The 24,229-nt window shown below is 36.3% G+C and carries 25 protein-coding genes; 21 read left to right on the top strand and 4 right to left on the bottom strand.

Annotated features, from left to right (window positions below):
* Window positions 1-165: 165 nt before the first annotated feature.
* The 7 genes from IGK77_RS16025 to IGK77_RS15995 all read left to right on the top strand — a co-directional run bounded on the left by IGK77_RS16025 (window position 166) and on the right by IGK77_RS15995 (window position 4,513).
* A complete protein-coding gene (locus tag IGK77_RS16025) occupies window positions 166-519 on the top strand; it encodes a DUF7006 family protein (RefSeq protein WP_074802088.1) in 354 nt (117 codons plus the stop codon).
* Between the two features lie 446 nt (window positions 520-965).
* On the top strand, window positions 966-1,169 hold the full coding sequence (locus tag IGK77_RS16020; protein ID WP_169059075.1) for a DNA helicase UvrA: 204 nt from the start codon (window positions 966-968) through the stop codon (window positions 1,167-1,169).
* Between the two features lie 109 nt (window positions 1,170-1,278).
* On the top strand, window positions 1,279-2,604 hold the full coding sequence (locus IGK77_RS16015) for a Y-family DNA polymerase (RefSeq protein ID WP_074802106.1): 1,326 nt from the start codon (window positions 1,279-1,281) through the stop codon (window positions 2,602-2,604).
* Window positions 2,597-2,944, top strand: a complete 348-nt coding sequence (locus IGK77_RS16010) for a hypothetical protein (RefSeq protein WP_169059315.1) — start codon at window positions 2,597-2,599, stop codon at window positions 2,942-2,944. The genes IGK77_RS16015 and IGK77_RS16010 overlap by 8 nt, the downstream gene beginning before the upstream one ends.
* Entirely contained in the window at window positions 2,929-3,093 is a 165-nt protein-coding gene (locus IGK77_RS16005; protein WP_169059313.1) for a hypothetical protein, read from the top strand. Before IGK77_RS16010 ends, IGK77_RS16005 begins: the two co-directional genes overlap by 16 nt.
* A 159-nt stretch (window positions 3,094-3,252) precedes the next feature.
* The gene (locus IGK77_RS16000; RefSeq protein WP_074802017.1) at window positions 3,253-4,074 is read left to right on the top strand and encodes a hypothetical protein; all 822 of its coding nucleotides are present in this window, start codon (window positions 3,253-3,255) and stop codon (window positions 4,072-4,074) included.
* A 145-nt stretch (window positions 4,075-4,219) separates the two neighbouring features.
* Complete coding sequence (locus tag IGK77_RS15995) at window positions 4,220-4,513, top strand: type III secretion system protein PrgN (RefSeq protein ID WP_074802014.1); 294 nt, start codon at window positions 4,220-4,222, stop codon at window positions 4,511-4,513.
* Between the two features lie 151 nt (window positions 4,514-4,664).
* Here IGK77_RS15995 and IGK77_RS15990 read toward each other — a convergent pair whose 3' ends face one another.
* Window positions 4,665-4,973: a hypothetical protein gene (locus tag IGK77_RS15990; RefSeq protein ID WP_034690382.1), complete on the bottom strand. Its 309-nt coding sequence runs from the start codon at window positions 4,971-4,973 to the stop codon at window positions 4,665-4,667.
* Window positions 4,974-4,985: 12 nt separating this feature from the next.
* Window positions 4,986-5,942: a ParA family protein gene (locus IGK77_RS15985; protein WP_074802011.1), complete on the bottom strand. Its 957-nt coding sequence runs from the start codon at window positions 5,940-5,942 to the stop codon at window positions 4,986-4,988.
* 469 nt (window positions 5,943-6,411) lie between these two features.
* Between IGK77_RS15985 and IGK77_RS15980 the strand changes: the two genes are divergently transcribed.
* The gene (locus IGK77_RS15980; protein WP_074802009.1) at window positions 6,412-7,449 is read left to right on the top strand and encodes a replication initiator protein A; all 1,038 of its coding nucleotides are present in this window, start codon (window positions 6,412-6,414) and stop codon (window positions 7,447-7,449) included.
* Window positions 7,450-7,570: 121 nt separating this feature from the next.
* Here IGK77_RS15980 and IGK77_RS15975 read toward each other — a convergent pair whose 3' ends face one another.
* Window positions 7,571-7,756: a hypothetical protein gene (locus IGK77_RS15975; protein WP_438713401.1), complete on the bottom strand. Its 186-nt coding sequence runs from the start codon at window positions 7,754-7,756 to the stop codon at window positions 7,571-7,573.
* 46 nt (window positions 7,757-7,802) lie between these two features.
* On the opposite strand from IGK77_RS15975, the gene IGK77_RS15970 reads away from it, so the two are divergent.
* The 3 genes from IGK77_RS15970 to IGK77_RS15960 all read left to right on the top strand — a co-directional run bounded on the left by IGK77_RS15970 (window position 7,803) and on the right by IGK77_RS15960 (window position 10,354).
* The gene (locus tag IGK77_RS15970; protein ID WP_438713400.1) at window positions 7,803-8,657 is read left to right on the top strand and encodes a hypothetical protein; all 855 of its coding nucleotides are present in this window, start codon (window positions 7,803-7,805) and stop codon (window positions 8,655-8,657) included.
* Between the two features lie 15 nt (window positions 8,658-8,672).
* Window positions 8,673-9,185, top strand: coding sequence for a TraM recognition domain-containing protein (locus IGK77_RS15965; RefSeq protein ID WP_074802004.1), 513 nt, complete (start codon window positions 8,673-8,675; stop codon window positions 9,183-9,185).
* Window positions 9,186-9,637: 452 nt separating this feature from the next.
* Entirely contained in the window at window positions 9,638-10,354 is a 717-nt protein-coding gene (locus tag IGK77_RS15960; protein ID WP_409173952.1) for a hypothetical protein, read from the top strand.
* 253 nt (window positions 10,355-10,607) lie between these two features.
* Here the strand turns inward: IGK77_RS15960 and IGK77_RS15955 are convergent, their stop codons facing one another.
* Window positions 10,608-10,751: a putative holin-like toxin gene (locus IGK77_RS15955; protein WP_066026087.1), complete on the bottom strand. Its 144-nt coding sequence runs from the start codon at window positions 10,749-10,751 to the stop codon at window positions 10,608-10,610.
* Between the two features lie 830 nt (window positions 10,752-11,581).
* On the opposite strand from IGK77_RS15955, the gene IGK77_RS15950 reads away from it, so the two are divergent.
* From IGK77_RS15950 to IGK77_RS15905, 10 genes are all read left to right on the top strand, one after another.
* A complete protein-coding gene (locus IGK77_RS15950; protein WP_074801999.1) occupies window positions 11,582-12,106 on the top strand; it encodes a hypothetical protein in 525 nt (174 codons plus the stop codon).
* Between the two features lie 63 nt (window positions 12,107-12,169).
* Window positions 12,170-12,511: a hypothetical protein gene (locus IGK77_RS15945; RefSeq protein WP_074801996.1), complete on the top strand. Its 342-nt coding sequence runs from the start codon at window positions 12,170-12,172 to the stop codon at window positions 12,509-12,511.
* Window positions 12,512-12,644: 133 nt separating this feature from the next.
* Window positions 12,645-12,941: a hypothetical protein gene (locus IGK77_RS15940; protein ID WP_074801993.1), complete on the top strand. Its 297-nt coding sequence runs from the start codon at window positions 12,645-12,647 to the stop codon at window positions 12,939-12,941.
* A 574-nt stretch (window positions 12,942-13,515) separates the two neighbouring features.
* The gene (locus IGK77_RS15935; protein WP_039729568.1) at window positions 13,516-13,668 is read left to right on the top strand and encodes a leucocin A/sakacin P family class II bacteriocin; all 153 of its coding nucleotides are present in this window, start codon (window positions 13,516-13,518) and stop codon (window positions 13,666-13,668) included.
* An 87-nt stretch (window positions 13,669-13,755) separates the two neighbouring features.
* Window positions 13,756-15,834 carry a peptidase domain-containing ABC transporter gene (locus tag IGK77_RS15930; RefSeq protein WP_074801990.1) on the top strand — a complete coding sequence of 693 codons (2,079 nt, stop codon included), beginning with the start codon at window positions 13,756-13,758 and terminating at the stop codon, window positions 15,832-15,834.
* A gap of 24 nt (window positions 15,835-15,858) precedes the next feature.
* Window positions 15,859-16,155, top strand: a complete 297-nt coding sequence (locus IGK77_RS15925) for a bacteriocin immunity protein (RefSeq protein WP_023524142.1) — start codon at window positions 15,859-15,861, stop codon at window positions 16,153-16,155.
* Between the two features lie 792 nt (window positions 16,156-16,947).
* Window positions 16,948-17,256, top strand: a complete 309-nt coding sequence (locus tag IGK77_RS15920) for an LPXTG cell wall anchor domain-containing protein (RefSeq protein ID WP_438713399.1) — start codon at window positions 16,948-16,950, stop codon at window positions 17,254-17,256.
* Window positions 17,257-17,280: 24 nt separating this feature from the next.
* The gene (locus IGK77_RS15915) at window positions 17,281-18,087 is read left to right on the top strand and encodes a WxL domain-containing protein (protein ID WP_438713398.1); all 807 of its coding nucleotides are present in this window, start codon (window positions 17,281-17,283) and stop codon (window positions 18,085-18,087) included.
* 92 nt (window positions 18,088-18,179) lie between these two features.
* The gene (locus IGK77_RS15910) at window positions 18,180-19,220 is read left to right on the top strand and encodes a DUF916 and DUF3324 domain-containing protein (RefSeq protein WP_194180145.1); all 1,041 of its coding nucleotides are present in this window, start codon (window positions 18,180-18,182) and stop codon (window positions 19,218-19,220) included.
* A gap of 13 nt (window positions 19,221-19,233) precedes the next feature.
* On the top strand, window positions 19,234-24,072 hold the full coding sequence (locus IGK77_RS15905) for a WxL domain-containing protein (protein ID WP_438713397.1): 4,839 nt from the start codon (window positions 19,234-19,236) through the stop codon (window positions 24,070-24,072).
* Window positions 24,073-24,229 lie beyond the last annotated feature (157 nt).

Genomic DNA, 24,229 nt, shown 5'->3' with positions numbered 1-24,229 from the left:
TTTTCTCTTATCTTGCTATGTCTTTAGAATCTCTGATAGATCAAATCGTTACCCAGAATGATGATTTAAAAATCCTCGATGGGTTACTGTAGTCTGATCAATAAATAAGCAGAAAAATTTTATCAAATCAGTCAGAAATGATTAAAAAAGAAAGGAGTGCACAAAATGAAACCACTCTTAACGAAGGATGCATATATGCGTCAGTTTGAAAAAAGTATGCCCCAAGACAAAAGGGAAGCAGAAGAACTGAATGATTACCTTGTACAACAGTTCGAGCAACTCGATCAACTGATAAGTACGATTTCGCCAGAAAATTTTTGGGAAAAGCTTCCTAGAGTGTTGGGAATCGATGCGAAACTAACACTGATAGCAGAGTTGATTCGTTATGACTATAATAAATGGCCTATAAAAGAAATCCTGCGAATCGTTGAGACGGACTATCGTACGTACCTCAAAGAACTTTGTGGAAATGAGTTAAGTGTGGAAATCAATAACTCTCTAGTATTTCATGTCGTATAAAATAAGTGTAACGCAATAGATCTTATAAAAAGAGCTTTCAGAAAAATATTTTCTGAAGGCTTTTTTTATAAGTATATGATTTGAACGGTCATTAGCTTTTGTTTCAATAATCTTATCATTAGATCATTGTTCATTAAAATAAAATTTATTAATGCATGAACAATTTATCAGAGACGGATACTTCTGAGTTTCTGATCATTCAATAAGAATAAATATTTCAATTCACATTTTTGTGAAACAAATAATGAGGAAAATTTAGACGAAACATTAAATACAAATGTGTTACAGTTAAGAGATAGTAAATAGGGAGTAATCTGTTTTAATTCAAAATATGGTTGTTCATACGAGCATTCTAAGGTCAAGTTCACTCATTGAGATGCATCATTGGTCGAACGAAGCGCCATACCAACTACGAATAGACATATTTTTAGGGAGGAATGAAGTAAATGAAAGAACAACAATTAGGCTATACTTTCTGGGGACGTCCATTATATGGATTAGAACGAAGAACGGCTGTATCGATCGATTGTGCTTGTGGTGAGCTGATTCAGCTCAATATTCAAACGAAACAATACCATTGTAAAAATTGTGGGAATTGTTACCAATTCATTGATCAAGACTTCCAATTGCTAAACGAAAAAAATAAGTAGGTGTATGATAGTCAGACAAAAAGTCTGACTTTTTTGCTATTTTAGAATGTTCCCCTTTACAAATGCGAACGTATGTTTGTATAATCGAATTGAAATGGGGGAGAACAACATGCTTGATTACTCAAATGAGCCAGTCAATGATTACTTTTTGATCGATATAAAAAGTTTTTATGCGAGCGTTGAATGTGTCGAAAGAAATTTAGATCCATTAACAACGCCTTTAGTTGTGATGAGTCGAGCAGATAATACAGGGTCAGGACTTACTTTAGCCGCTTCACCCACTGCCAAAAGTAAATACGGAATCACAAACGTTAGTAGACCACGTGATTTACCTTATCCTTTGCCTAAAGAACTGCACATTGTTCCGCCAAGAATGAACCTGTATATAAAGAAAAATATGGAAGTAAACAGTATTTTTCGGCAATACGTCGCAGATGAAGACTTATTGATTTATTCGATCGACGAATCAATTCTTAAAGTAACAAAATCGCTGAACTTATTTACGACACCTGGGACAAGAAGTGAGAGACGAAAACAGCTCGCAAGACAGATACAGTTACACGTTTATCGTCAAACTGGATTAATCGCAACTGTGGGTATTGGAGATAACCCTCTTTTAGCCAAGCTTGCCCTGGATAACGAAGCAAAGAAGAATAAGGGATTTGTTGCGGAATGGACGTATCAAAATGTGCCAGAAAAGATTTGGGCTATAAAGGAAATGACAGATTTCTGGGGTATTGGATCTCGAATGAAAAAAAGGCTTAATCGCATGGGGATCATGAGTATCAAAGAGTTAGCAAATTGGGAACCCTACGCTCTCAAGAGGCAATTAGGGGTTATTGGACTACAGCTCTATTTTCATGCGAATGGGATTGATCGAACGGATATCGCAGAACCGCCAGAACCAACCAAAGAGAAATCTTATGGTAATTCTCAGGTCCTACCAAAGGATTATACGAGGAAAGAAGAAGTTGAGATCGTGGTGAAGGAAATGGCGGAACAAGTGGCTGCACGTATTCGACAACATAATTGCAAGACTGGTTGTGTTCGCTTGTATATAGGGACGTCGATCATGGAAACAAAGTCAGGATTTTCGCACCAAATGAAAATCCCACTCACTGATAATACGAAAGAGCTTCAGTACTATTGCCTTTATCTTTTCAACAAATATTATGAAGGGCAAGAAGTAAGACACGTTGGAATTACTTACAGTAAACTCGTTTATACTGATTCCCTTCAGCTAGATTTGTTTAGTGATCCACAACAACAGATTAATGAAGAAAAACTAGATAAGATTATAGACAAGATCCGACAGAAGTATGGATTTACGTCGATTGTACAAGCTTCTTCTAAGTTAGAAGGCGCACGTAGTATTACTAGAAGTACATTGGTTGGTGGACATGCTGGGGGCAATGGAGGGCTTAATAATGATTGAATATAACGATCGAGGACGTTTGAAATGGGCAGGATTTTATCTTTCAGATCACACAGAAAAGATCGATGCCGACGTCGAGCAGCGTGCAAATCAAAACTTGGCCAAAGAACAAATGACGACTGAAGAGATTACGGAAGTATTGAACGCTGCTGTCCTGAAAAAAAAAGTTGTTTGTATCCAAAAGGAAGAACGTGATACTGAAGGCTACTATCCGGATGATATTAAGGGAGAAATTCATGGTTATGATGAACTAGGTATTTTTATTGGAGAACATAAGGTCCATTACGATGAAATTCGCCACATTGAAATCCAGGAGTTAGATAAATGGAGTCAGCTATGAATATCATTCAGCAGTACGAATGGCGCTATATTTGCTATGAAGAATTACTAGAGGAAATTTGGGGATATGGGCAACAACTAATTAACCAAGTGGGACTTGAGTGCTTTACCTTTTATGTAGAAGCTAGCGCAGGGTATCATAGTTTCTAAATCACCCTTTCCAAAACCTATCGCTATTTTCTGTTTAGTTGTTTCAGTGATCCCTTTTCTACTGAAAATAAAGGGAATTGATGTGTGATAGAATAAATAGAAAGCTATTTGAAGAAAAAATTTATTATGTGCAGATAATAAACAAAAGGAGTAAAAGAATTGAATCGATCAGAGTATAAACAAATGCTGACACTGAAATATTTTTATGAGGAGAAATTGCAAGAAATCAAAAAGAAACATAAGTCCGATCCGGATTTGTTTCATCCGATTGGTAAGGATCGTTATTGTCTATACTGTGAGCAGTATCGAGAGACCCAAGATAAGCTACAGCCTATGGTAAAACAATTAATGGAGTATGAAAAAACACACGAAGTCAAACAACCAGTGATTCAACAGTTGGCTGCAGTCCCCAAAAAGGAAAAGGCGAAGCCAAAAAAAGTGTATCAAGTCTATTCTCTCTTGTTCAAAGATGGTTCAGAATATTTGATTTATACGTTCGCCCAGGAAACTGGTTGTCGTTTATTAGGAAGACAGATTTCAGAATTAAGTAAGGCTGTTCCGATCTCAAAGGATTATTATTCTTCCATTTATTTAGAACAGGAAGATGGCTCGATTATTTCAGTAGAAGCACGCTTGCAAGAGCATTCGACTAAGAAAAGTTGGTTAGTAGCAGAGAAACAGCAAACGAGAATAAAAGCGACAGGGAATTGTTTTAATGAAAAACCCTTTGAGTATTTGAAATATACTAAAGGACAATACGGCTGTTTGAGAACTTTTTGCGGGAATACGGCGATTAAAAAAACAAAGAAATTCTCGAAAAATGGGAAAGTCGCTTTTGAAACAGCGCGTGGCATGATTGCGATAGAGTACGGACAAGTCCTTCTAAAGCTCTTTCCAGGCACGTTCATGGTCATTAGTGAACAAGAATTTAGCGAATATTTAGTAGAAGACGAATCATTAGTATGGATGAAGAAAGAATAGAAAAGCAAGAAGGGATTAAGCCTATTTTTTGATGCCGACATGAGGGATTAGTCCTAGTGAATAAAATAAGTAGACAATAGCAGGTTATAAAAGTTAGAATATTATTGCGTTCGCAATAATATTAGGAGAGGTAGGCTTACCCACCATGTCTCGAAATACCTTTGTTTATTCCCACCCAATCAACGTATTTATTATCAAGTATCTAGGAGTTACTGTCGATCAATTTTGTGAGTCTTATGGCTATAGTCAAGGTACTGTCGCAAGCTGGATCACACGGAATCGACGAGTTGAATCACTACCTGTAGGTTTCATTTATGATTTAGGGCTTGCGGCAAGCTTAAACATGTCTGATGTCTATGAAAAATTATTGATATTAGAAAATGAATACGATCAATTTAATTTCAACCAAAAAAAGAAAAAGAAGAAACACATAGACTAATACTGAAGTGAAAAATATTATTTCTGTCCAAAAAGGAGAAAAGGAGACTTTTCTCCTTTTTTAACCATATATCTATTTAAAACTAAATAAAAATCTATGTTAATCAACAAAATGAAAAAAGAGAAAAAGAGATTTTTCTCTTTTTCTCTTTTTAATTAATAAATTTTTCTTTTTGAATATTTGTAATAATTCTTTGAGCACGTTCATCATAATTATTTTTTAGATAAAATTCTGCCATTTGCCTTACTGTTTCATATTCTTTAGTACCGTCAAAATCACTAAATATTTCGATTAAACTTTTTATATCAGGATCTATCTTAATTGTTCTTCTATCTTTAGCAGTCCACTCTTTTTTGTTTTGCTCAGTAGATCCTGCATTATCTTCATTGATAACTCTGGAAGTTTCTACAATCCTTTCTACTTTAGGACGTTCTTTTTTTTCACGTTTAGTGAGTGCCATTTCTTTTCCTCCTTACGCTAGTTCAAATTGTGTTAAATCTAATTCTCTTGATAGCTTAGTTAACTTGTTTCCGTTCAAATATTTTGGAGAATAAACATAGTCTTCAGGTATATCTCCATATTGTTCGAATAATTGAATTCTCTCTTCAATTTCGGTAAATATATCAGCAAAAAGTGCAAATACCTTCCTATCATGATAATCGACAACTGAAACACCGTATTCTGGATATTCTTCTAAACGTTTTTGATTATTAACTATTGCATTAAATGTGAAATTCTCACCAAATGCTTCTTTTGTATTTTTGATAATTGACTCATGTAATTCTCTTTTAGGTTGAAGTAAAAATGGCAGCAAACCTAATACTTCACCTTTAAAATCATTACCGAAATCGTCAATTAACGTTTGTAAATATTCATTGATAATATCTAGTGAACCTTCGAAAGAATAAGTCTTAGTTTCCTGAGTAATAACAAAATAATCCGCACATACCATGGCATTGTCTACTTTGATATCAGTACTAGGACCAACGTCTATCCAAATGTAATCATAATCATATTTAATCGTTTCTAATATATTGGAAAAATGAAATGTTCTTTTTTTCTTATACATTGGATCATTTTCTTTTGGATAAAGATCTTCTAATAAATCGCCAAAATCAGCCATATCACGCCCACCAGCAATCATATAAAGATTGTCTGTAAGCTTAACTGTTGCTTTAGTTAAAGCTTCTCTATCCCCATTCGAATAATCTTTAATAGCTTGATAAATGGTTGCTGGAAAATTTTTATTAAAGGTCTTCCCAATTAAACTTGTTGCATTTGCTTGAATATCCCAATCAATTATAAGCACTTTTCTATTAAATTGAGGATTTGGAAGTGTTGCAACTAATGCTTCTTCTGTTGTGGATGTAGTTTTACCAACCCCGCCTTTTTGATTGGCATTAATTAGTGTAGTTCCTTTTCTTTTCATACTTAGCCTCCTGCAAAATGTATTTTTTCTCCTAAAATCATTTTATCATGGTTAAAGATTTAAATCTATAGTAAAATGTATTTAGGAGAAATTTTTAAATTCATAATTATGGTTAAGGAAAAAAAATAAAAAAGGGTAATTTCTCTTTTTCTCTTTTTCTCTTTTTAGAGAAGCTTAACAATTAATAAAGAGAAAAGTCTCTTTTTCTCTTTTTCTCTTTTATCTAAACAGCTATTTTATTGCGATTCATAAAAGAGAAAAGTCTCTTTTTCTCTTTTTCTCCTAAGAGACTTTTCTCCTAATTATTATTATTATAAAGCAACTATGTACAAGGGGTAATTTCTCTTTTTCTCTTTTTCCCCTAAAATCTTTTTTAGTTTATACCGTTTACAATTAATAGATTATCCAAGTATAGTTAATATGATTAAAACGAAAAGAAAGAAATATATATAGAACCGAGGAGATTTAAATGCAAGAATTCAATTTTATCACTGCTCAAGAAACATATCGTGCGCTATATTATCAACTACCAAAAGTCCTATTTACTTCTCCCCTTTATAAAGAGATGAGTAATGATTCAAAAATAGCTTATGCAATGTTACAGGATAGATGTGAAGCGTCTATAGAAAATAACTGGATTGATGAGCAAAACAGAATATTTTTTATTTTTACTCGAGCGGAACTAATGGACATTTTAGGTTGCAAAGAAAATAAGATTTCTAAAATTAAAAAAGAGTTGAAAGATAAAAACCTATTATTTGAACAGAAGACTCCCCCAAGAAAGCTTCCAAATGGAACCTGGCACAATTCACCGAATAGGCTTTATCTGGGAAAATTGGAGGTTTCTGCAGAAGATGTATTTATAAAAAGAAATATCAAAGAAGATGTTCCCGAAAGTGGGAAAAACCCACTTTCGGATAAAACACCGATAGATAGCGATTCTCATGGAAGTGGGAAAAACCCACCTTCGAAAGAAACGGCTTTAAATCAACATTCTTTCGAAAGTGGGAAAAAAGGAGGTAATCTATTATATTCTTCTAATTCTTTAGACACTAATAGACACATTATAGACACAGAGAAAGACCACCTACAAGATCAATTATTGCTTAATAATTTTGAAACGATCATGAAAGACAATAGCATTGCAACCTTTGTCCCTGACCGAGTACTAAGTTTGATTAAAACATTCTCGTCTAGTTACAGTGAAGCTCAAAAGACCGTTCAGACAATCCATAACGCAAAAGCAAAAGCAGAAAAAGATACTCAGACTAAAATTATTTTTGAGGATCTAGATATTTATGGGCTTAATGCCGAGCAAGAATTATATCAAACTCTTTTAAAAGCCTATCAAAAACAGAAAACAGAAAAAGTTGAAAATATTCAAAATCTAATCTTTGTTTACGTTAAGAACTGGTTTATGGAAAATCCGATTGCTGCAAAACAACAAGCTGAATCAAGCGAAAAATTACCGAAAGTCCCTTTGCATGATTGGCTCAACGAAGGTTAAAATCAGTCGTGACTATGGGAATTGTCTAGGTGTGTCTCAGCGTAGCTGATGTGTCTTTATCAGTAAAAAATTTACAAATTACTTGCTAGAATTGTTAATTTTAATCGTGATATGAGCGTTTTTAGTCAATAAAGTAAGCGACTTTCCCAGGTATTCCGGTAGTTATTAGATTATTTAGGCTATATAAAACAATATCTGCGGTTGTTTGTATTTTATTTCCTTCATAATTCCGCATGTTCGCGATAAACTCGACTTCTTTTTGATAGGTTCTAGCTTTTTCTAATGCAATGGATTTTTCTGAACTCAACCAACATGCGACCTTCAGCGGAACGACAGGAAGCGGGAAAACAACCTTGAATATGATCTTTGTAGACTATGCGATTGCGCATAATATTCCGGTACTTTACATTGATGGGAAAGGCGCAAAAGACACGTTAGAGTCAATCCAAACGATCGCAAAGAAGTATGACAAGCAGGTCAAAGTCTTTAGTGATACGAATAATGTTCGCTATAATCCGATCAAACATGGTAACAGTGTCATGGTTCGTGATCGACTGATCACGCTTGCGGAAACGGAGAGTGTCTTTTATTCAGGGGCTGCTAAGTCATTGATTCAAGCAACGGTTCAGTTCTTAGACTTGTTTGAAATCGATCGAACACTCCACCAATTATCGGAACATTTCTTACCAAGAAATGTTTTGATGCAATTTTTAAACGCGCAATTGGCCATCAAAGAAGAGAAAAAAAAGAAGAAAGCAACGAAGAAAAAAGAGAACGATGACAGTGAGAGTGACGAGGATCAACGGAAGAAAAATCGGTTGGAAGAATTAGATGTTGATGCAGAAACAAGTATCGAACCAGTAGGAGAAACGTTAATTGAAATCAATCCGGAACACTTACCGTTAGAAGAATTGTATTATCTTATCCGTCGATTTCGGTATCTTCTTCCTGAAAAACAAAAAGAAATGTTTAAAAAGTTGTTCATGCGCTATGAACATAAAGACAATCCCTTTTATCTTTACGCAACGTCAGAAGCACTACAGACGAACGTCAACATGTTGATTGATAGTGAACTAGGACACTTATTTGACACGTCAGAAAAAGGGGTAGAAGAGTTGGATTTGTTGAAAGACAGTAAAAATAATGAGGTCATGTTCCTGACTTTAAACGGTCTGGTATATAAAGATTACATTAAAACACTCGCGTAATTTTTCGTTACAGAAGTGAATTATTTAGCTTCTGAAAACTATATCTATAGTAATTTTCAACCCTTTTTATTGATCTGTGATGAACCTTCTGTTTATTTGAACGACTCCTTTTTAGATGGAGTGAACAAAGGAAGAGGCGCTGGATTACACACGATTTTCAGTCCACAGATGTTAGCGGATATTGATCGAATCGATCCAATCCTTACACGCCAGCTTGTAGGAAACTGTAATACCTACTTCATTGGGCAAGTCAATTCGGGAGAAGAAATCGATACGTGGACGTCATTGATCGGAACCTATAATGATATTGAAAAGACGTCGATGGTGGAACAAGAATATGGTTATAGTGATTTAGAGAAGACAGATTGGATATCTTCTAGAGGAACGGTTCGTAATGTTCGTAACTTCATTGTCCATCCAGATGAGTTACGAGACGTTCGTCAAGGGGAGTTCATTGTCTATCGAAAATCGAAAAGTATTCGAGAACAAGCGAGTCGTGTCTACGTTGTAAATGCGGCGAACCGTTGATTTTCAGCAATGTTTTTTGAGAATCCACCGTGAATCCACCGAGAAACCGGCGAGAATCCACCGAGAATTGGAGTCCGTGGGCGCCTTGCCGCAAAACGTTGTCACACCAAGGTTTATTCTTTCTTTTTGCTAAAGCAAAATTCCTGACCATTTACGTTCAACGTGGGAAAAATCCCACTTATTAACGTAAATGGTCAGGAACCGAAAAAATAAACCTGTGACAAATGCGGCAAGGCGCCCACTAAACACTAAAAAATAATGACGATCTGATGAATATGTAGAAGCAAAGAGTCACAGAACATAAGCCCAAAAGAGAGAGATAACAATTGACGGAGTCTAATCTGAAGGAAAGGATGATAAGAATTCGAGAACTACTTTATAGTAAACATGTCGAGGTTAAAAAAGAGAATGCCGAGTGGCTAATATTGAACGTATTACATGAACTAAGAATCATGACAGCTAAACAAATAGTCAGGATGATGAATCAAGAATTTCCGTATAGCTTGGCTTCATTATATAGAAGATTAGCTACACTGAAAAAATTGGACATGATTGATTATATAACTATTCAAGAAGACCAAAATATACGTTACTTTTTTCTGACAAAAAAGGGTCATAACTCGATAGGTGGAATTTATAGTTTTCCAAAAGTACCTGAATACAATTTGAACCACCATATTGAAGTTACTAACTATCTCATTGAATCCATGGACTTGGCAAAGAAAAAGTCAACGTTTATACTGGCTCAATCGGAACGTAGGCAGATGTATGAGAAGAAGGATATGTCTAAAGCAAAAAAAGGAACACTGTTTCATGTTTCAGATTATGTTTTACGATTCGAAAACCAGATGGCAGAAGTTAGTAACTGGCATTTTGAAATTGAGCTAACACTTAAATCACAGAATCGATATACGAAAGCCATTTTTCCAAAGTATCTTCGGTTGCTTACACAAAAAAGAAATGCGCAATTGATTTATGTCACACCAAGCAATATTATTTATAACTCCTTAGATATGTTTAAAGAATATTTTATGCTCAAGAAACAAGACGAAGAGCTGAAATCAATCGATGCTTCTGCTTTTGATCGTCTTCATATTGTATCGAGTAAAGAGTTCAATGGAGTATTGAAAAAAATGTTAGAAGAAAATGATTTTATAAATGAGCGTTGAACTAATTTAAAGGATAAGTTTTTTTGTTGCCCCGACACTCCGACCGCCACCACCGTTTACGGGGCAACAAAAAAAGGAAAGCAAGCTTTCCGGTTTTGGCATTTATGTAGTTTTTTCAGCAGTATCATGGTATAATCAGTATGTAAAGAGGAGTTGCGCTAACAACTCCTCAATGACAGCACCGATTAAAGAACGGCGGCCGTTAATCTAAATAGTTCAAAAAGAAATAGCTAGTCTCCGGCTAAAGTGACGGCTATTTCTTTTTGTCGTTGTTTACTATCGCTAGAATGCCAAAAATGATTGTTGCGATTAAAGAACCGAAACTAATCATTAAGGCTAGCGCTGTTTCAACAGGCAAAAGGCGTCTCCTTTCATAAGATTTCGGAAGTACGATCATACGCACCACCTCACTTTCGATTGGATAGCCACCGTCATTAAACTTTACTGTCACCTACTATTATACCATAAAAACCAGTGTGAATCCTTAACTCTAAGGCATTCATGCTGGTTTTTTGTTTGTCAACTAGATGTATTTCTTCCTTCGCTCCAACCGCCACCGCCGCTACGGAAGAAGCCATGTGTTTGCTTCAGAAATTCAAAAGACAAAACAAGTTCAAAACCTTTCTCACGTCAGGCTGATGAACTGGTTTTTTCTTTGTCATTTTCCAAGTATCTTCCTTCGCTCTGTCTGTCGTCGCTACGGAAGAAGGCGTTTATGTTTGCTCGAAATTCAAAAGAAGAAAGCGAAAGTTCAAAAGAAAAGAGAAGCGGAACCTCATTGCAAGCAATGATTTCCGCAAGAAGTAAGATTCCGCATGCGGAATCTTTTTTAGATTTTTAAAAATGTCAGGGCGATGGGCCTTTATTTCACCTTCTCGCTGTTGTTTTGTCTCATGTCGATCTGAAGCCGCTGCTATCGGATTGGCGAGAGTGCTTATACACCTTCCGCATTCAGAAAAAAAGGGGCGGAAAAACTTTTAAGAAGCTCACTTAAAACTTTTCCCTACAGCACTCCCTTTTTTTCTGCCTGCTACAGGTGTATGGAACAAGCACGCCAAACCGCTATCAGCTCAGCTCGAAATGATCCAAGAGCAAACAAAGCTAAGAGGAAAAGAATAAATAAAGGACCATTGACATTCTTAAAAATCAAATTCTTTTCGCCTCCCACAAATCGCTTGCTGAAATGAACTTTGGGGAACAAAAAACGACAAATAAGGAGAGATTCGCATGGAAATAACTGCAAATAATATCAAAAGAAGTTTGAGAGAGCAAGGAATTAATACGAAAAAAGTACGTATTCGGGTTGAAATGGTGGGCTACGGAAGCACTTCTATCAGAGTAAAATTGCACGATTTAACGCTAGAAACGGAAGCGATTCGTTACGAAATCCAAAAACAGTGGGGGAGCATTCGATATGACGAAAAAGTGCAAGGTGAGATTTTAGAGGGCTGTAATACGTATGTTTTTTGTGAATATGAAGAGGAAGTCTTAGAACAAGCGATTGAAGAGAAATACGAGCAAGCAGAAACCATTTATCGGCGCTTAGAACAGCTAGACACATACAATGGCGAACAAATATTTGAAACAGAGAGCGTGAGAGCCGTTGCCTTTTTCAAAGATCAATCAATTTCATTAATGATGAAAGACCGTTTTAGTTCGATTCGATACCGCAGACATTCTATGAATAATGTTTATGATTTAGCACATGCCCTTGTTTTACTAGAAACAATTGGTCACTTCGGTAAACTCTAAACGAAAGAATCAGGAAAGGAGACATACGAAAGGGTTTCATAACCCTTTCGTATCAATCAAAAGATGAAGATAAATGAAGGAAAGAAGTATAAATGCAAAAATTCTTTTGTCTTTCAAGAAGAAGAAATTAGGCAAGGGGATATGATTGGTATCAATCATATCGAGTCGCCAGTATTAGTCGATTGCGAAGTGTATCGTGAAGATGGGCGAGGCATGAAACGATTCAGAACGATTGAAATCAACCTGGCACGCTTAGAACAATCGATCGATTTTTCGAGTGAAGCGAATTTTTACGGCGACTGTGAAGAATGCCACCGACTACTTGATTATTTACCAAGGGGGGCTTGGGGCGTAGGTTATGTTTGCGCTCCTTGTGCAAAAAGACTAAGAGGAGAGTATGAGTAACGTCGTTAGTGAGATTAGTAGAACAATGATTCAATTCATTTTATTCTTTAAGGTAAATCAGCACATATATTCCGAAAAGCGAATATATATGGCAACTTAAATTACAAATAAAAAGTTAATTGGAGATGACATTATGAAATTAATCGATATTTACGATAATAATAGCTTAAAGTATAAGGGGTCTTTTGAACACACCGATGAAAATATTATCAATTATGTAGCAGCAATCCCACAGTTCAAGTTTATACGATTAGTTGAATTATCTAGTGATGAAATAGTTCTAACGACAATCGGCAATTTCCTTGACTATGTACCTGATCAAAATTGGTTAGAAAAAATTCGTCCTAGCTTGATTGCTAAACAGATGAAAGAAGATGTTATAGATGAAGTGCTAATAATTGATCGATATAAAGAAGATGGAGATTTCTAAAAAAATTAAACATACAAAGGAAAAAGATAAATGAGGTGACCATTTTAATAAAACAACAAATCATGAAATGATTGTTTTGCAGAAGAAGAACAAGTGAACACTGAAGCCCTAGAGTAGTAGGATACTCTAAGGCTTTTCTTTTTGGCTAATCTCGCCGTGTTTGTTTTACTTCTTGTTGCGAGTATTTAGCCAGTACTCGTATATGGTTACTAGCAAACCGATAAGAATGTGGGATTAAGCATACACGAATACTTTTTCTTGCTTGTAAGACTATAGGATAGACAACTATTCACTTGTTTAAAATATTTTTTTAGATTTAGGCAAATGAATCAAAGTAAGTATATTTACGATTATGACATTAAAAATAACTTTTATGACATCAAAAGCTACGTTTATGAAATCCATATTTATAATAAAATAAAATATGTTTTTAGATGACAAAATTGTAAGTTAAAATAACGTAATTTTAAGTAAAAAAATATAAATAATATGCTATCTTTTAAATAAGGACAATTATTTATTGTTCAAAAAATGAGAGAAGGTTTAAGTTTTGAAGAAATTAACAGCAAAAGAAATGTCACAAGTAGTAGGTGGAAAATACTACGGTAATGGAGTCTCATGTAATAAAAAAGGGTGCAGTGTTGATTGGGGAAAAGCTATTGGCATTATTGGAAATAATTCTGCTGCGAATTTAGCTACTGGTGGAGCAGCTGGTTGGAAAAGTTAATTTGAGCCTTTTATTTTAGTATATTATATTTTTAGAATACTCATTCAAAAATTCTATGGATGAGTATTCTTATTTATAGGTGATTCTTTGAGACAAAAATTAATAAAACAGTATAATGAAGTTGATTGTGGTATAGCCTGTATGCAGATGATTTTAAATAATTTTCATTCATGGATTTCAGTGGAAGTTTTAAGAGACTTAACTGAAACCGATTCTGAAGGTACCTGTGCATTAGGTATAGTTAACGGATTTGCTAAATTAGGAATAAATTGTGAAGCCTATAAAGCTAATAGTGATGTATGGAAAGAGAATGAGTTCAATTATCCCGTAATTGCTAATATAGTAACGAATAATCAATTTCTTCATTATTGTATTGTATATGGTGTGAAAAAAGAGAAATTGTTAATAGCTGACCCTGCGATTGGAAAATACAAAGAATCAATAGAAAAGTTCAACAACAATTGGACTGGTGTTATTTTAGTTGCTGAAAAGACGCCTGATTTCCAACCCATAAATAATACAAAAAAAAGTTTTTTTTCTTCAATAAGTTTATTAAAAGATCAATATAAAAAAATTTTATTGGTGATATTATCTTCATTAATAATAACAATTATAGGAATACTATCAAGTTACTATTTTAGAATTTTAATAGATTGGTTACTTCCTGAAAAAGACTTTTTAAATCTATTTATGATATCAATTAGCTATATCATAGGCATTTTTATAACAAGTATATTTGAAATTACAAGAAGATATAATTTAGAAAAGCTAGGACAAGATGTAGGTAGAAGCATTTTATTTAAATATTTAGATCATATTTTCATTTTACCAGCTTCCTTTTTTTCTAAAAGAAAAACTGGAGATATTGTCTCTAGATTTTCTGATGCTAATAAAATTATAGAAGCTTTAGCTAGCTTTACTATATCTATTTTTTTAGATTTAAGTTCAGTCATTGTTGTGGGGATTATATTGATCAATATTAATAAACAATTATTTTTAATAACGTTAAGTTCTATTCCATTTTATATACTAATTATATTAGGATCAAATAAAAAAATGAGTCGATTAAACGGAGAAGAGATGCAAACAAATTCAATAGTTGATTCTAATTTTATTGAAGGATTAAACGGAATATATACTATAAAAGCACTTTGTAGTGAGAATAAGATTGTAAATCAAATATATAGAAGTTTAAATGAATTTTTTGATGTATCACTAAAGAGAAATATGTATGATTCTATAATTCAAAATTTAAAAATTTTGGTTTCTCTTTTAACCTCGGCTTTTGTATTATGGTTTGGTTCGTATTATGTTATCAATGGAGAAATTACAATAGGAGAACTAATAACTTTCAATTCATTATCTATATTTTTTTCTACACCTCTACAAAATATAATAAATCTACAAGAAAAATTCCAAAAAGCACAAGTTGCAAATAATCGGCTTAACGATGTATTTTCTATAAATAATGAAAATAAAGACAAGTTTATTCATTTGGCTAAATTAACTGAAAAAGCAACGATTACATTTGAAAATGTATATTTTAGTTATTCTACTAAATATCCTAATGTGTTAGATAATATGAGTTTTTCTCTACCCGTGAGTAATAATATAGGAATAAAAGGTGATAGTGGTGCTGGGAAATCAACTTTAGCACAACTTCTAGCTGGATTTTACTCTCCAGATAATGGAAGAATTTGTATAAATGAGCAAAATATTGAAAATATTAATAGAAAAGATTTACGTAAGTTGATTACCTATGTGCCTCAAGAATCTTTTATTATGAGTGGAACTATTAAAGACAATTTATTTTTAGGTTTAGAAAGTATTCCTGATGAACAAGAACTCGAAAAAGTACTGAAAGATACTTGTTTATGGAGTTATATTACTGCGCTTCCTCTAGGACTTGATACGTATCTAGAGGAAAATGGTGCGAATTTATCAGGTGGTCAAAAGCAAAGAATTGCTTTAGCAAGAGTTTTATTATCAGGAAGTAAAATTTTATTATTAGATGAAGCTACGAGTGCTCTAGATTCTAAAACTGAAATGCTGATTTTTGAAAAAATATTAAAGTACCCTAACAAGTCAATCATTATTATATCTCATAATGATAAATTAATAGACAAGTGTGACATAATCATTGATTTAGACGAAAGGGATTCGTAAAAAGGAATCAAGGAGGATGAATAAATGAGTAATTTAAAGTGGTTTTCTGGTGGAGACGATCGACGTAAAAAAGCAGAAGTGATTATTACTGAATTATTAGATGATTTAGAGATAGATCTTGGAAATGAATCTCTTCGAAAAGTATTAGGCTCCTATCTTAAAAAGTTGAAAAATGAAGGAACTTCAGTTCCGTTAGTTTTAAGTCGTATGAATATAGAGATATCTAATGCAATAAAAAAAGACGGTGTATCGTTAAATGAAAATCAATCTAAAAAATTAAAAGAACTAATGTCTATATCTAATATTAGATATGGTTACTAGTGATTTATTTATTTAAATTAGATAGAGTTAATTTTTACTATTGGATCATAAAATTATTAATTTTTGTCGGTGTCTTTAAAAATGCTGATAAATAGTTATTGGTTGTGGGGACAATGTATAACGATTTTAATTGAATCCCTATTGTTAATTCTAAAATCCTGAATAAGTTACTAAAAGTTACAAACAAGAAATACAATTAATAAAAGGGATCAGAAGCTTTTAAGTTTTTGATCCTTTTTAACTTGCTTATTTGATAATTCTTTCAGTTGCTCACTTAATTAGGTTTAGTAAGATATTTACCTAGAGTCCACCAGAGTATACCCTGTTGGACTTTCTATTTCGCTTTTAAACACCTAAATTAGAAAATGACATCGAAGTTGAGCAAGAAAAATAAAAGGTAAGGATCAAAAATATTTAAGTTTTTTTATCCTTACCTTTTATTTTTTTTGAGCACTAATTATTTTCTCCCATTCATTCTGATGAATCCATGATCTCATTTGTTTTTTTTGTTGTTTTCTAGATATGCATAACGAGGTGAAAATTGTGATTTTCAATCTTATATAAATTGTTATAAGATAATGAGTATAAGGAAGGCTGAAGGTTAAGCCTTGTTTATTCACTAAAACGTATTAGAAACCATCGTTTTTTAGAATAACGAATACTTATGTATGCTAAGTCATCGTAACGCCAATTTAACAACATTACTTTAGACATCTGACAAGTTCAGATGTCTATTTTGCTGTACACCCAAAAACGATCGTTTTTGAGATAGATGTTAAAGGAGGAGGGAAGATGCGAAAAACTATTGGTCTTATGATTGGTCTAATGTCCCTAATAATAGCGATACAATTTCCGCTACAGGTGTATGGTACACAGGTCCAATCCGTCGAGTCAGAAGGATCCATTGGATTTACAGGAACTTATGAACCGATCGGACCACCAGATCCACCTCCCAGCACCAGTCCACAAAAGCCGGGAGGAACTTTGCCGAAAACCAATACGACCGGTAGTTCACTCGGACTATGGATTGGAAGTTTGTTAGTGGCAGGTGTTTTATTAGTCGTAGGGAATAAAAAAAGAAAAGCAACACAAAAAAATTAATTAAAAGAAAGCAGGAATTTAAGTATGAAATTTATTCGTTTAGCAACTGTAGCCGCATTATCAACAACAATTTTCGCAGGAGGAGTACAGGCTTTCGCTGAAGAGGAAAACCAAGAGTCAAAAGAAGTACGTAAAACAACAACGACCGGTCAGGTCACCTTCACTCCAAATATTGAAGACACAGTAGTAGAACCTGATCCTGAAGGTCCAGAGGTGACGATCCCACCAATTCCTGGTACAGGACCACTAACGATTGCAACAGTTCCAACAATGAACTTTGGAACGAAAGTGATCTCAACTGCTGATGAACATTACAACATGATTGCGGAAATGCAACAGAAAGCCGGGACAACAGGCGAGGAAAATATGATTCCTTATGTCAGTATGGCGCAAGTCCAAGACACCCGTGGTACCAATGAAGGATGGGAACTGAGCGTGAGTTTAAGTGAATTTCAAGCAAAAACAGATACCCTAAATAGTGTGTTAAAAGGCGCCAAAATCACGTTATTCGATCCTTCCCTTCGTTACAGTGTGAATGATGCAAATCAGGAACCGACGATTCACACAAGTGGTTTAGAGTTGATTCCAAGTGAAGAGGCCGTGCCGGTCATGACAGCTGCTAACCAAAAGGGTGGCGGAACTTCTTCCGTTGTTTGGGGAGATCATGATGCGCTCGCAAAACAAGTAGAAGATGGGGTAGATGTCGTCGAAAATAAGGCGATCCAATTGTTTGTTCCTGGCTCAACTGCCAAAGATGCAGTAACGTATACCTCTACATTGACATGGGAATTAGAACTAACACCAGATAATGAGGAACCTGATGCGGTTTAAGAAGTAAACCATTCCTATTTCCATGTCCCATTAGTCACTGGCAGCGTTACAGATTTCTGTGACGCTGCTTTTTTTAGAAAGGATTATGACAAATGATACACAAACAAACGATACAAAAAAGTCTATGGTTGCTTATAGCGCTCTTCTTTTTCTTGCCACGGGCGGTCCAGGCCGAAGAAGCGAGTTTAAATACGTACGTTACCCCTCTTTTTCCAGAGAGCCAAGTGGATGAAAGTAAAGGATACTATGAGTTATTACTCCCTCCTGGACAAAAAGAGACTTTGCGACTAGAAGTCGGAAATTCCAGTTCAGAACCAATCAACGTTCAGGTGACACCGCATACGGCTTATACTAATACTTTGGGGAATGTCGAGTATGGCAAAGATGTTGAAGAAGCGGATCCATCCTTAATCCACTCCTTGGATGAGCTGATGACTCCTTCGGAGGTCATTGCTTTAGCTGGAAATGAAACAAAGGTTATAGAAATTCCTCTGCAAATGCCTAAAGACGCCTTTGAAGGGTATTTAGCGGGCGGTTTAAGGATCACCGAAGTAAAAGAAGAGGAAGATAGCGATGCCCCAGGAGGAGAAGGCGTAGCTATCAAGAATGAATTTGCCCATGTGGTTGGTGTGGTCGTTAGTAATACTCGAGACTCGGTGCAACCGGAGTTGGAACTATTAGATGTGTTCGCGGATCAATTGAACTATCGCAATGTGATCAGTGCCACGTTACAAAACTTTACGCCCACTTTTGTCAATCAATTGGCGGTGGAAGCGACCGTGAAACGAGCAGGGGAGAACGAGGTGCTCTATAAGGCTGAGAAAGAAATGATGCAGATGGCCCCAAATTCTAATTTCAACTTCCCGATTTCTTTAGAAGGCGACCGTTTTCGAAGTGGGAACTATGTCCTTGAATTAACAGCTACATCGGGAGAGAATGAATGGTCATGGACGCGTGAATTTACGATTGAAGCCGATGAAGCCCGCAAGTTAAATCGAGAAGACGTAATGATTGATTCTGGTGTCAATTGGTGGATGATCGGTGTGATTATTTTGCTTATTTTAATGTTTGGACTTGTGCTTTACCTGATGTGGCAAAAGAAAAGAGCACGTGAAAGCGAAAAAGAAGTATAGAGAGGAGGATTCCATGAGAAAGCTAATGAAAAAGGGAATGCTCATTTTAGGGACGATGATTCTTGTTCTGCATGCATTCCTCCTGCCAGTAGGCATCGTCTATGCGGAAACCACGGATAAAAAGGAAGAGGGGCAAGTACAGGAAGAAGAACAATTGGAACTTCCATCCATAAAAAACTATCCAGAAGTGAAAAAGGAAGGCAATCCTCGCTTTTCCTTTCCTCGCTCTCGCCTTCAAGGAACGGTTGAAGAGCCATTGAAGGTGACATTTGTTTCAGATCAAGAGGTGACAGAGGCAAGAATTACCCTCCCGAAGGAAGCAAAGCTGGTAAAAGACCAGTTACAAGCTGGAGTTGCCGTCAACCAAGAAGAAGAATCAGATGAATGGGTGATTCAAGCGGAGCGTGCGCAACAAACGTTTGTGCTTCCAGTGGTATTTAAAGCTGAAGGTAATTATGATGTGTCCGTCGAAGACGTAACTGCGACACTTGAAATATCGGAAAAGGAAGAACCGGAGACTGAAGATCAATCAGAAATGAATCAGGATTCATCTGATGAATCAAATGAAGAACATGAGCAATATCCAAATACGACTGAACAATCAGAAGAAAAAGAAGCGCCTGTAGCAACCGAAGAATCGAAAGAGGAAGCTACTCCTTCTGAGAACGAAACATTCAAACAGGCGGTCTTTGATGGAAATACAGAAGAAGTCTCAACAATGGCTGCATTCAGAGAAGCTGTCGCAAATCCTGAAGTCAGCATTATCTCTGTTCAAGCAAATTTAACTGAAAATACAGCCAATATCATGACGATCGACCGACCAATCAAGATACAAGGAAACGGACATACGCTGACTTTTGGTAACAATAGTTTTTATTTTCAATTAGCAGAAGTGAGTGAACCAACGAGCTTTCGGATAGAGGACGTAACAGTTACAAAAACCGGCGCTACACCTTTAGTCAATGCAACAACAGAGGTTAGCCACAATTGGACACTAGAAATAGAAGATGTAGCTGAAGTCAATGCCAATACGATGCGACTAGCATCAATTCCAAAAGGTACGGTTCAATTTACAGGTGGCACGAATAACTTTACACGCACAAGCTCTACGCAAACTTTCATTGAAGCAAAAGAAGTCAAAGCAATCAATCAAGCAAAAGTAACGATCAGTCGTGGAAATGCCACGATCTTTCTAGCAGCAGCGACGATTTCCGAACCTAAACTAACAATCGAAAACGGTGCAAATTTAGCAATTACTACGACTTCAGGTGTGGCAAATACGATTGATTTTAGAGGAGAAAATGCGGAGATTGCACTCCAATCTGGTGGGGATTTAACGATCAATACAGTAGGAACGACTGCTACTCCTACTAATATAAGAAATAATACGATTGCTATGACTGGAACAGGACCGAAAATCACCGTTCTTGATAAAAGTAACTTGACTACGACAAGTACTGCAGCCAAAAGAGGGTTACATCTATCCGGAAATAATCCCCAGTTAATTGTGAATGATTCGAAATTATCTGTGACCTCAGCCACACAGTCAGCCATAAATCTATCAGGGGATGAGCCAATATTTTCTGTAATGAATAGTCATACTGATATTCGTTCTGAAACAGGGACCACACTTGCCTTGACAGGTGTATCGCCTAAAGTCAACTATGTGGGGTCTATAGGGAGTTTAATAAGTACCACCGGACAACGATTGCATTTGAACGGCGGCAACCCTCAATTATCATTGGAACAGACCCAACTGTCAATGTCAGCTACAACCGGCCGTGGAGTTTATTTAGAAGGAACAACGCCACAAGTATTACTAAATGATAGTAGTATTGAAATGACAGATACAGGTGCTTCTCAAGGTATGATTTTGGAAGGAACGGATGCGTTACTTTCTTTAAAAAAGAATAGTATTTTCAACATTTCTGGAGGTGGAACAGGAACACTAGAAAATATTCAAGTTGGGAATAATAATGCAAGACCTAAGATAGACTTAGAAGATGGTTCAAAATTAGCAATAACCGCTACCAGTGGACCTGGTGCAGGGTCTGCCACAAGCAACAATGCCGTCCATCTCAGAGGAAATGAACCAGAATTAAATATAACAGATGGAGCGAGCATTTCCATTGATATTACTTCTGGTAATCGGCGTGGCATCGTGTTGACGGGGAATAATTCAACTACACTTGTTGATTCTAGTGATGTAAGTTTGAAGCTGGAGGGTAGTGGTGTAGGTTATGCTGCAATAGGAACTACCAATAAACTAGCCATATCAAAGAGCCAGTGGGAGGCGAACGGAGACGCCGGACACAATATTCATATGGTCGGAGACAATAGCACAGTCTTCCTTGATCACTCTGATGCTGTTTTTGATGCATCTGGTTCTGGTAGGAATATTTGGTTAGCTGGAGCAGATTCAGTTCTTGCTATAGAAAATGGTGCTCAAGTAAATGCAACATCAGATAATGCGAACAGTATAACAATACATGGCGCACGTGCATTATTACAAATGAGTGGGTCTGAATCAAAGATGGAAGTAATTAGTAATGTCAGTGCCGGTGAAACCAATGCAGCGGTTTATCTAGGTGCTGCTAGCGCTAGTACTACTTCAGGAGCTGCAAATCCTAATGCTGAAGTTAGATTGACGGAAGGCGCAAAAATGAACGTCCATGCAAATCGTGCCTCTGCGTTAGGTTTGCTTAGCTCAAATGGCCAATTTAACCTGTTAAAGCAGTCCGAATTAAATTTAACCGCAGGAAGTACCAATGAATCGCAGAATGGAGCTGTCGCTGTCTTACGTTTTATACGTGCAGGAGGCTATCAGTTTACAATAGACAATGCAAAAATGAACATAAGTAAATCTGGAGGAAGAACACCAGGTATTCGTATGTATGGTGGTAATAATCATATTTTAGTTAGGAACGGAGGGCAATTTTTCATCTATAATCCTGGGAATGGTACACCTATAGATCAAGATACGTCCTCTGGTTTGGCCAATCAAGGGGTACATTATCCTAGGACCGGGGGTAATTCTTTTGTAGTTGATGGTGTTGGTTCTAAAGTTCAAATTATTGCGGACAACGGTGCAGCGATCGATATGGAAAGTCAGGCGGGGCAAATTGAAGCACGAGACGGCGCCACTTTCATTGCTCAAGGACGAACAGCTACAGATGCGGCAGGAATTTTCAATGCTGGAAATTTAACTGTTGATTTTGATAATCCGTTATTTATGGACTTTAGAAATACTCGCGTTGGTGGTGGGAATATATTTAATGCTAGTAGTGGATCGACATTAAACGCAATAAATAGTGATTTATCTGTTTGGCGAAAAGGTGCTGATTTGAATGGAGACCCAAATTTAAACTTCCGAAGTATTGATTATTCGTTTACTGGAACAAATTTTAATACGTTAAGAGAGACAAGTGACCCCACACAACTAAATACGGACGTGTTTGGAAACACAGGTTTAACTGCATACAGTCGATTAAGTAGTAATAATGGGCGCTGGGCTATCGCAGATGAGCTGAGAGTACCAACCAATGCTGATAAGAAAATCTATGGGCGCGTGAGTCTTCCTGTAGGACTAGATGATAGTCGTCCAGCGTGGGACGATGAAGCGATCGTGACAGTCGAAGTAGAATCTCCATCAGGACACACGCAAGACTATACGACTAAGACCGTCGGTCATTCAGACGAATCACCAGGGATCAGTATCTACGGAGAAGACCCACGTGGCGGACTTTTTGAAATCACCTTACCTGAACCCCTTGAAGCAGGATCAAAAGTTCGAATCAGTCACGTAGAATTAACCAGTGGCGAACTGACCGAAGGTTTTGACCACCAGATCTTAACAGATACTGTGGAAGTCTTTCCAATCGTCCCTCCGGCACCTGCGAAATTCTCATCTTCTATCATTGGTGAAAATAGTAAAACCATCCAAGGGATTTCAGAAAATAAAGAAGCTGAAGTAACCGCAACGTATAATGGGCAACCCTTTGATACATCAGATGCCACTATCAACGATGAGGGCAGATTCACACTTGATTTAAGTGAACTCTCATTACAAGAAGACGATGAAATTCAAATCTTTTTACGGGATAATGCAGGATCCGCAAAGGCCGCAGAGGTCGTTGCTCCACCTGAAACAAATAATGATCGAGGTAATATCAATCCGGCAACCGAGTTACTGTTTCATGATGTGACATTTGAACCAGCGACGATTTTAACGGTTGGGAATCTTGGTCCTGTTTCACCGGTAGATCCGATGAATCCAGAAATTGAAGTCGATCCAGAGAATAAACCTGAGCTCGAAGAAGACCAAGGCTTGTTAAGCATAGATTTTGCTTCTCGATTCACATTTGGCCAACAAGCAATCTCTACGCGAACGAAGCGGTATTATGCGCAACCGCAACGCTTGTTAAATCCGGATGGAACCGTCAATGAGGCTGAAGAGCGACCAAACTATATCCAGATCAGTGATCGACGGCCAGAAGAGGAACGTCACGGCTGGCAATTAGCAGTTACGCAAAACAGTCAATTTACGGATCTACAGGAAAATGAACTAAGAGGGGCTCGTTTGTCTTTCACTAACCAACAATTGGAGTCTATTCACGGAAGTGATGAACCGATGTTGTATAATCAAGACGGTGTTACCTTAATTCCAGGAGAAAAGACTAAACTTCTGACCGCGCTCGATGGCCAAGGCGCAGGTACCTGGATCTATCGGTTTGGTGACGGTGAAAGTGCAAGCGAAAGCGTGGCACTTGAAGTCCCTCCAACCGCGAATCCAAGAGCAAGCACCTATGAAACAACACTCACCTGGGAACTAAGTGTAGTTCCCGACAATTAGTCACAAGAAAGAAAAGGGCTGCGGCTCTTTTCTTTTTCTTTATAGAAAGGACAGAAAAAATATGCACATTTTATTTGATCATTTAGTCATGGCAGATAAGACGAAACGTTGGCTGCTCTTATTGGCGACGTTAGAAGAAGAGGAACATGTTACCGCA

This window comes from Enterococcus sp. DIV0806c (assembly GCF_051710905.1).
Taxonomy (GTDB): domain Bacteria; phylum Bacillota; class Bacilli; order Lactobacillales; family Enterococcaceae; genus Enterococcus_B; species Enterococcus_B mundtii.
The sequence above is the reverse complement of the archived record's forward strand: the minus strand, read 5'-3'. Positions and strand labels throughout refer to the sequence as shown.